Consider the following 8,348-nt stretch of genomic DNA (forward strand, 5'->3'; position numbering starts at 1 on the left):
CATCGCATACTCTGGCGCAAGTCCGTCACAGACCCAGGCGCACCGCAAGACGAGAGTCATGCCCCCATCTCACCCCAGGCCGGACGGGCTTCCTAACATTCGTCCCGCGAATCTAATCCCCTTCCATGGCTGAAGATGATTTCGCCCGCTTCGCGAGATCAACTGGCTAACGTCCCAACCCAAAAGGCCAACGCGGACGTTAGCCCGTGTTGGCCTTACTGTTTATATCCAATCTCTCTTCCGGAAGATGAAGTACATCCCTAAACCAAGCACGCCCATAATGCCAAGGACGATAAAATAGCCGTATCGCGAATGCAGCTCCGGCATATTGTCGAAGTTCATCCCGTAGATCCCGGTGATCAGTGTCAGCGGGATGAAAATCGTCGTAATCGCGGTGAACACGCGCATGATTTCGTTGGCGCGGTTGGCGATGGCGGCCTGGTAGGCCTCGCGTAAGTTGCCGACGAGCTCGCGGAACGTGTCGAAGTTCTCGGAGATCTTCACGGCGTTTTCGTAGATGTCGCTGAAGTATTTTTGCAGCTGGTCGTCGATTAGACGAAGGTCTTTCTTGTTCAAAATATTGATGACTTCCTTCTGCGGCCCCAGCACTTTCTTCAGCCACAAAATTTCACTTCGCAGCCCGATGATTTCGTTCAGGTGCGAACGTTTGGTATGCATCAGAATGTCTTCTTCCAGCTTCTCGATCTTCACTTCGATCCGGTCGCCGACGGTGAAGTAGTTATCAACCACCAGGTCGACCAGCAGGTACAGGAATCGGTCGGGCTCGCTGACCTCCTGCTCCCACAGGATCGGCTTCACCGCACGAAGTTCGTTGATCTTCTGTTTAGTAACTGTAATGATATAATGCCGTCCCAAGAAAATGTTCAATGCACGCAGGAAAATTTCCTCGTCATCATACCGAATGCTATTTACAACGATGAAATAGTGGTTGTCGTAGGTTTCAATCTTTGGCCGTTGCTCTTCTTCGCTTAAGCAGTCCTCCACAGCCAGATCGTGCAGCGAAAATAAAGGCTGCAGCAGGGCAAGGTCATCCACCCCCGCGTCGATCCAATAGAAGCCTTCTTCCGGAGGGGTGGTTGTTAATTCCACGTCCTCAACGGGGGTAAATACGCCGGCTAGAACATGACGGATTTTCATAAGCTCTCACTCCCTTTCCCCGGGCCTGAAGGCCTGGGATGCTCTTGTTGCAGCATAGGAAAGGGACCAACCGCGGGTTCGCCCGGCAACGATCAAAAAGGCGTTTATGCAAACACCGGGAAACGAAAGTGCCCTCTACGTTCCGCAGGCACCCAGCGGGTCGGTATCCTATGCAATTGTTTGACCTGGGTATTCCTCTGCGGACTCGGGTCGCCTTCCATTCTCGGTTTCACCTCGCTATAATCAGGTTACATGTTGATGCGTCAAACCCTAGGCCCGTCTGGGCCCAAAGGCACTTGTCTAGTATAACGCCAGCGAATGAAATGTTTCAACCCAAAAGTATACTATGTGCACGGGAGCCAAGCGGTCCATGAATACCGTGTGATTTTTCTCGCAGAGTTCTTGACGGAATGCCATCCGATACTTTAAAGTGAATGTCAGGGAGTACGGGCAACGGCCCAGACCCCGATCCTAACTAAATACAGCGAAATCTTATCAAGAGCAGGTGGAGGGACTAGCCCGATGATACCCGGCAACCGGCGATGACAACCATCGCAGCGGTGCTAATTCTTGCAGAACCGTCCGTATCGAATACGGGGCGGCTTCTGAGAGATGAGAGAGGCGCATACCGAATACGTAATGACCTTTCTCCCCGTGAGAGAGGTCATTTTTGTATACACGGCCCCTCGAAACGGATGTTGAGTTGAGAATGACGCTACGATTAAAGGAGTGAAACCACATGCCGATTAAAGTCCCGGATCATTTACCGGCCAAGGACGTGTTGACCAACGAGAATATTTTTGTCATGGATGAAAGCCGTGCCTATCATCAGGACATCCGCCCGCTGCGGATCGCGATTCTGAACCTGATGCCTACCAAGGAAACGACGGAGACCCAAATCCTGCGTTTGCTGGGGAACACGCCGCTTCAGGTGGAGATCGTTCTGCTTCATCCGAGCACGCATACCTCAAAAAATACGTCCGCAGAGCATCTGGAGATGTTCTACAAAACGTTTGGCGATATTCGCAATCGCCGCTTTGACGGCATGATCGTGACAGGGGCACCGGTCGAGCAATTGGATTTTGAAGAAGTGAACTACTGGGAAGAGTTGAAGGAAATCTTCGAGTGGTCCAAAACCCATGTCACTTCGACCATGCACATCTGTTGGGCCTCTCAGGCCGGATTGTATTACCACTATGGCGTTCGTAAGGTTCCCCTGGCGAAAAAATGCTTTGGGGTCTTCTCCCACACAGTCAACGATCCGAAGGTGAAGCTGCTGCGCGGATTTGATGAAGTATTCCAAGTCCCGCACTCCCGTCATACGGACGTGGAACGTTCGGACATTGAGCGGGTGCCGGAGCTGCAGATTCTAGCGGAATCGGAGGAAGCCGGCATTTACTTGGTCGCCACCCGTGACGGGAAGCAGATCTTCGTAACCGGGCATTCCGAATACGATCCGGATTCGTTGAAATGGGAGTATGACCGGGATATCGCGAAAGGCATGGACATCGATCTGCCGGTGAACTATTTCCCGAATAACGATCCGACACGCGCCCCGCGTTCTTCGTGGCGGGCCCATGCAAACTTATTATTTTCCAATTGGTTAAACTACTATGTGTATCAAGAAACGCCGTACGATATCGATCAAACGGCCGACTTTGTATATGAGATCTAAAAGTGGAGGGATTGCAGGTGGGGGAGAGAAACAAGGAATGGCGCATCGAGAGTAGATTGGCACAAATCGGATCGGTCGAAGAGCCGGTCACAGGCGCGGTGAATTATCCGATATATCAAGCCACGGCGTTTCGGCATCCGCGCCTGGGGCAAAGCACGGGCTTCGATTATATCCGTACGAAAAGCCCTACCCGCAAAGTGCTGGAAGATGCAGCGGCGGCTCTGGAATCCGGCGATGCCGGGTTTGCCTGTAGCTCCGGGATGGCCGCGTTGCAGACGGTATTTACGTTATTTTCGCAAGGCGACCATCTCATCGTATCGCTGGACCTTTACGGAGGCACGTATCGCTTGCTAGAGCGGATTATGTCCAAATTTGGCGTAACCGCATCTTATGTGGATACCAACGATTTGGATGCCCTTGAACGTGTACGTCAAGAGAACACGAAGGCCGTTATTATTGAAACGCCAACCAATCCGCTGATGATGATTACTGATCTTGAAGCGGTATCGACATGGGCGCGGTCCCATGGCTTGCTGACGATCGTCGACAATACGCTGATGACGCCGTATTTCCAGCGGCCAATTGAGCTTGGTGCGGACATCGTTGTTCACAGCGCGACAAAATACTTGGGCGGCCATAACGATGTCCTGGCCGGTCTGATCATCACCAAAGGCGAGGAGCTGTCTCAGGAGATGGCGATCCTGCACAACTCGATTGGGGCGGTGCTCAGCCCGTCCGATTCTTATCAGCTGATGCGCGGAATGAAGACGCTGGCGCTGCGGATGGAGCGGCACGAAAGCAACGCGCTGGCGATCGCCAAATTCCTGCAGACACATCCACAGGTAGCCGAGGTATTCCACCCGGGATTGGAGGATCACCCAGGGTACGCGACGCAACGGAAGCAGTCGAGCGGCAATACGGGGATCTTCTCCTTCAAAGTAACGGATGCTCGGTACGTAGAGCCGGTGCTGCGCAATCTAAATCTGATTGCATTTGCCGAAAGTCTCGGCGGCGTGGAATCGCTGATGACGTATCCTGCAGTGCAGACGCATGCTGACATTCCGGAGGAGATCCGCAATGCGGTGGGCGTGGATGATCGGTTGCTGCGGTTCTCCGTTGGCATCGAGCACGTTGATGATTTGATTGCGGACCTGAGTAATGCACTGGAAGCGGCGCGGTAGGAAGTCGAAGGGGGACAAGGCGCATGAGCGGGCAGGAGAAACGGGAAAACAAATTTGAAACGAAGCTGATTCACTTCGGCAGCGAGGTGGACGAGGCTACCGGCGCGTCCAGTGTACCGATTTATCAGGCGTCGACGTTCCATCATCACGATATTTTTAATCCGCCGCAGCACGATTACAGCCGTTCCGGCAATCCGACGCGGCAGGCGCTGGAGGATTACATTGCGGTATTGGAAGGCGGGGTCCAAGGCTTCGCGTTTGCCAGCGGGATGGCCGCCATTTCCACAACGCTGATGCTGCTCTCGGCCGGCGATCATATTATCGTGACCGAAGATGTGTACGGCGGGACCTATCGTCTGCTGTCCAATATTTTAACCCGGATGAACATCGAAACGACGTTCGTCGATATGACGCAGCCGGAGCAGGTAAAGGCGGCTTTGAAAGCCAACACGAAAGCCGTCTATATGGAAACGCCGTCCAATCCTACGTTAAAAATCACCGATATCGCGGAAATCTCCGCGTGGGCGCGAGAAAATGGGTTACTTAGCATCGTGGACAATACGTTTATGACGCCGTATTACCAGCGCCCGATTGAGCTGGGGACGGATATCGTCCTGCACAGCGCAACGAAATTCCTCGGCGGACACAGCGACGTGTTGGCCGGCCTGGCGGTGGCCCGGACGGAAGAATTGGCCCGTCAACTGAAATATGTGCAGAACGGGCTGGGCACCGTCCTTGGCGCGCAGGATTCATGGCTGCTGATGCGCGGCATGAAGACGTTGGGAGCGCGGATGGCGCACAGCGAAGTGAGCGCGCGCAAGCTGGCCGACTGGCTGAGCCGGCGGAGCGACATCGAAGCCGTGTACTATCCAGGCCTGCCGAATCACCCCGGCCGCGAGGTTCAGGAGAAGCAATCCACCGGTTATGGCGCGGTGGTCTCCTTCGACGTTGGTTCAGGCGAGCGGGCCAAGCGGGTGCTGAATCGGGTGAAGCTGCCGCTCGTTGCGGTCAGCCTGGGTGCCGTCGAGAGCATCCTCTCTTACCCGGCGATGATGTCGCATGCCTCGATGCCGCCGGAAGTTCGCGGCGAGCGGGGCATTACCGACGGGCTGCTGCGTTTCTCCGTCGGGCTGGAGGACATCGACGATTTGCTTGCCGATTTGGATCAGGCGTTACGGAACAGTTCATCATCTTGAATTAGGATAAATTGGAGGGTGTCCCCTATGTCATCTTGCGATGGCGTATGGGACACCCTTAACTATGTTATTCCCCCATAGATAATGAGTACTTCTGAAGATTTTTGAATAAAATTGATTGATTTTGGCGAAATATGTGTTATGATCAAAACGGATGGAGGTATTCTATGCTGATAGAGGAACGCTACAAATTCATATTACAGCGCTTACATGATCGAGGGATCGTAAAGCTGCAGGAACTTGTAGATCTAACTGGAGCTTCAGAATCCACGATTCGCCGAGACTTGGTGGATTTGGAGAGCAGGCATTTGCTCAAACGGATTCACGGCGGAGCCAGCTTGCCTGGAGAGAGAAGCAAAGAACTCGGCATGGAAGAGAAAACATTCAAAAACGTTCAGGAAAAGGAGGTTATTGCTCGTTTGGCTGCGGCGCAGCTGCGGGACGGGGAATGTATTTACCTGGATGCGGGGACGACCACTTTGCGAATGATCTCTTATATAGAAGCCAAAGACATCACCGTCGTGACGAACGGTTTGTCACACATAGAAGCGCTGGTAAGCAAACAGATTCGCAGTTATTTAATCGGGGGAATGATGAAAACGCATACGAAAGCAGTCGTCGGTAGTATCGCGCTCCAGAACTTAGACAACTTCCGGTTTGACAAATGTTTTCTGGGAGCCAATGGAGTGGATCCGGTCATGAGCTACACCACGCCGGACCCTGAAGAGGCCTTGATTAAACGGAGAGCCCACGAATTGTCCGGTCAATCGTTTGTGCTTGCCGATACCAGCAAACTCGGCGAAGTTACCTTTGCCAAGTTTTTGGATCTGGAACAAGCCGTGCTGATCACCGACAAAATGCCAGAACGATGGCGTACCTCCATCACGCAAAAAACGAAAGTCATTGCGGAATAACTATGATATAAAGCCGGGGGATGAGTTATGAAGATTACGGATCTGATGATCAAAGAAACGATGATTATGGATTTGAAGGCAACTACTAAAGAAGCGGTGATCGACGAACTGATCGGCAGTCTGGTTGACAACGGGCGGATTAACGATCAGGCCTTGTTCAAAGAAATGATTCTGAAACGGGAAGCGGAAGCAAGCACCGGCATCGGCGGTGGCATCGCGATGCCTCACGCCAAGTCGAAGGCGGTTAACGAGGCGACGATTGTTTTTGCCAAAAGTGCCAAAGGGGTCGATTACGATACGCTGGATGGAGAACCGGCCACCCTTTTCTTCATGATTGCGGTTCCCGAGAATATGGGCGATGTTCATCTGAGAACGCTGGCTTCGCTTTCCAAGCTGCTCCTTGACGAAGGTTTCATGGCACAGTTGCAGGCGGCTTCAACACCCGAAGAGATAGTTGCTCTATTTGATGAGAAACAGCAGCCAGATTCAAAGGCAACCGCCGCACCAAACAGACAACCCGGAGCAGAGCAGACCGCTGCCCAATCCGGTGACTTTGTAGTCGCGGTTACAGCCTGCCCGACAGGCATCGCCCATACCTATATGGCCGAAGACGCGCTGAAGAAAAAAGCAGCCGAGCTGGGTGTCGAAATACGCGTCGAAACCAATGGATCAGAAGGAGCCAGGAATGTGCTTACCGCGGATGAAATCCGCCGCGCCAAAGGCGTCATTATCGCCGCCGACAAGCAGGTGGAGATGAGCCGCTTCGACGGCAAGCCGCTGCTGCATAGACCGGTCAGCGACGGTATCCGCAAACCTCAAGAGCTGATTGAGAAAGTGGTCCGGGGAGACGCTCCGGTGTATCGAAGCTCGGGTGTCAAAGTGGAGTCCGGCGGTTTTTCAGATGGAGGCATGACCAAAATCGGAAGCAAAATCTACAAGGATTTGATGAACGGTATTTCCCACATGCTTCCGTTTGTTGTGGGAGGCGGCATCCTGATCGCCATCTCCTTCCTGTTTGAACAGATGGGCGGAGCAGATAACCCGATTTACAAGCTACTGATGACGATTGGCGGCGATGGGGCGTTCCATTTCCTGATTCCGATTTTGGCCGGTTTTATCGCGATGAGCATCGGCGACCGTCCGGCATTAATGCCAGGGATGGTCGGCGGTCTGATGGCTGTAAATTCCAATTCCGGTTTTCTCGGCGGTTTGGCAGCTGGTTTCCTGGCCGGTTATATCGTGATTGGCCTGCGCAAATGTTTTGCTGGTCTGCCCAAAACGTTTGATGGTTTGAAGCCGATTCTGCTGTATCCGGTCGCAGGGCTTCTGTTTACCGGCGTTATCATGTATTACCTCTTTGATCCTGTTTTCAGCACAATTAATGACTGGGTGGTCTCGGGACTAAACAATCTGGGCACTGGCAATGCGGTGCTGCTGGGGCTGGTCCTTGGGGGCATGATGTCCATCGATATGGGAGGTCCTTTCAACAAAGCGGCTTATACGTTTGCTATCGGCGTGTTTGCTTCAAGCGGCAACACTAACGGTACCCTGATGGCCGCCGTTATGGCCGGCGGGATGGTTCCTCCGCTTGCAATTGCTCTTGCCACAACGCTATTTAAACGCAAATTTACCGAGGATGAACGGAAATCCGGCATCACGAACTATGTGCTGGGACTATCCTTTATCACCGAAGGGGCGATTCCGTTTGCGGCTGCAGACCCGCTGCGCGTGCTGACCTCTTGTATCTTGGGCTCGGCGGTTGCAGGCGGTTTGACTCAACTCTGGCATATCAACATCCCGGCTCCGCACGGCGGTATATTTGTAGCGGCATTGGCGAATCACGCTTTGCTGTTCCTTCTCGCGGTAGTGATCGGAGCGTTATTATCGGGTCTTATTCTGGGACTTTGGAAGAAAAACCTTAATCCTAGCGGAACGGGGCTTTCAAAGTGAAGGCACAATCGCCTTCCGAACAGGCTCCGAATCTGTAACAACAAACCCAGTGCCATGCAGGCACTGGGTTTGTTGTATTTGCAGCACAACTGATTTATATGGCTTACCGCTTTCATGGTAAATTTTAGTTGGAAGCCCCGGCGTCTTGTGCCCTTAACCCCAAGTGAGGGTGTTTTGCAGGGCTCTCCGAACGGGGGCTGTTTTTCTGCCCATATTGTGTTACGATTAAATTATCATTTTAAATTTTTGGCAATCTCAGGTATTTATTTGGTTT

6 protein-coding genes and 1 riboswitch are annotated in these 8,348 nt (G+C 52.8%); of the genes, 5 read left to right on the forward strand and 1 reads right to left on the reverse strand.

Annotated features, from left to right (window positions below; genetic code table 11):
• Window positions 1-222 precede the first annotated feature (222 nt).
• A complete protein-coding gene (gene corA, locus PBA01S_RS17795; protein ID WP_028538200.1) occupies window positions 223-1,158 on the reverse strand; it encodes a magnesium/cobalt transporter CorA in 936 nt (311 codons plus the stop codon).
• A 489-nt stretch (window positions 1,159-1,647) separates the two neighbouring features.
• Window positions 1,648-1,777: riboswitch (SAM riboswitch) on the forward strand.
• A 120-nt stretch (window positions 1,778-1,897) separates the two neighbouring features.
• Here corA and metA point away from each other — a divergent pair.
• From metA to PBA01S_RS17820, 5 genes are all read left to right on the forward strand, one after another.
• The gene (gene metA, locus PBA01S_RS17800) at window positions 1,898-2,833 is read left to right on the forward strand and encodes a homoserine O-acetyltransferase MetA (protein WP_016312945.1); all 936 of its coding nucleotides are present in this window, start codon (window positions 1,898-1,900) and stop codon (window positions 2,831-2,833) included.
• Between the two features lie 17 nt (window positions 2,834-2,850).
• Complete coding sequence (locus PBA01S_RS17805) at window positions 2,851-4,014, forward strand: aminotransferase class I/II-fold pyridoxal phosphate-dependent enzyme (protein WP_127576463.1); 1,164 nt, start codon at window positions 2,851-2,853, stop codon at window positions 4,012-4,014.
• Window positions 4,015-4,037: 23 nt separating this feature from the next.
• Window positions 4,038-5,210, forward strand: coding sequence for a trans-sulfuration enzyme family protein (locus PBA01S_RS17810; protein WP_127576464.1), 1,173 nt, complete (start codon window positions 4,038-4,040; stop codon window positions 5,208-5,210).
• 167 nt (window positions 5,211-5,377) lie between these two features.
• On the forward strand, window positions 5,378-6,124 hold the full coding sequence (locus tag PBA01S_RS17815; protein ID WP_127576465.1) for a DeoR/GlpR family DNA-binding transcription regulator: 747 nt from the start codon (window positions 5,378-5,380) through the stop codon (window positions 6,122-6,124).
• Between the two features lie 27 nt (window positions 6,125-6,151).
• The gene (locus PBA01S_RS17820) at window positions 6,152-8,074 is read left to right on the forward strand and encodes a PTS fructose transporter subunit IIABC (RefSeq protein WP_127576466.1); all 1,923 of its coding nucleotides are present in this window, start codon (window positions 6,152-6,154) and stop codon (window positions 8,072-8,074) included.
• The last annotated feature ends 274 nt before the right edge of the window (window positions 8,075-8,348 follow it).

Origin of the sequence: Paenibacillus barengoltzii NBRC 101215, from assembly GCF_004000745.1 — a bacterium.
GTDB classification, from domain to species: Bacteria; Bacillota; Bacilli; order Paenibacillales; family Paenibacillaceae; genus Fontibacillus; species Fontibacillus barengoltzii.

What these genes read in the sequence shown, in the direction of transcription:
- PBA01S_RS17815 (WP_127576465.1), top strand. Translation starts at nt 5,378, where the DNA reads ATGCTGATAGAGGAACGCTACAAATTCATATTACAGCGCTTACATGAT.
- PBA01S_RS17810 (WP_127576464.1), top strand. Translation starts at nt 4,038, where the DNA reads ATGAGCGGGCAGGAGAAACGGGAAAACAAATTTGAAACGAAGCTGATT.
- corA (WP_028538200.1), bottom strand. Translation starts at nt 1,158, where the DNA reads ATGAAAATCCGTCATGTTCTAGCCGGCGTATTTACCCCCGTTGAGGAC.
- PBA01S_RS17820 (WP_127576466.1), top strand. Translation starts at nt 6,152, where the DNA reads ATGAAGATTACGGATCTGATGATCAAAGAAACGATGATTATGGATTTG.
- metA (WP_016312945.1), top strand. Translation starts at nt 1,898, where the DNA reads ATGCCGATTAAAGTCCCGGATCATTTACCGGCCAAGGACGTGTTGACC.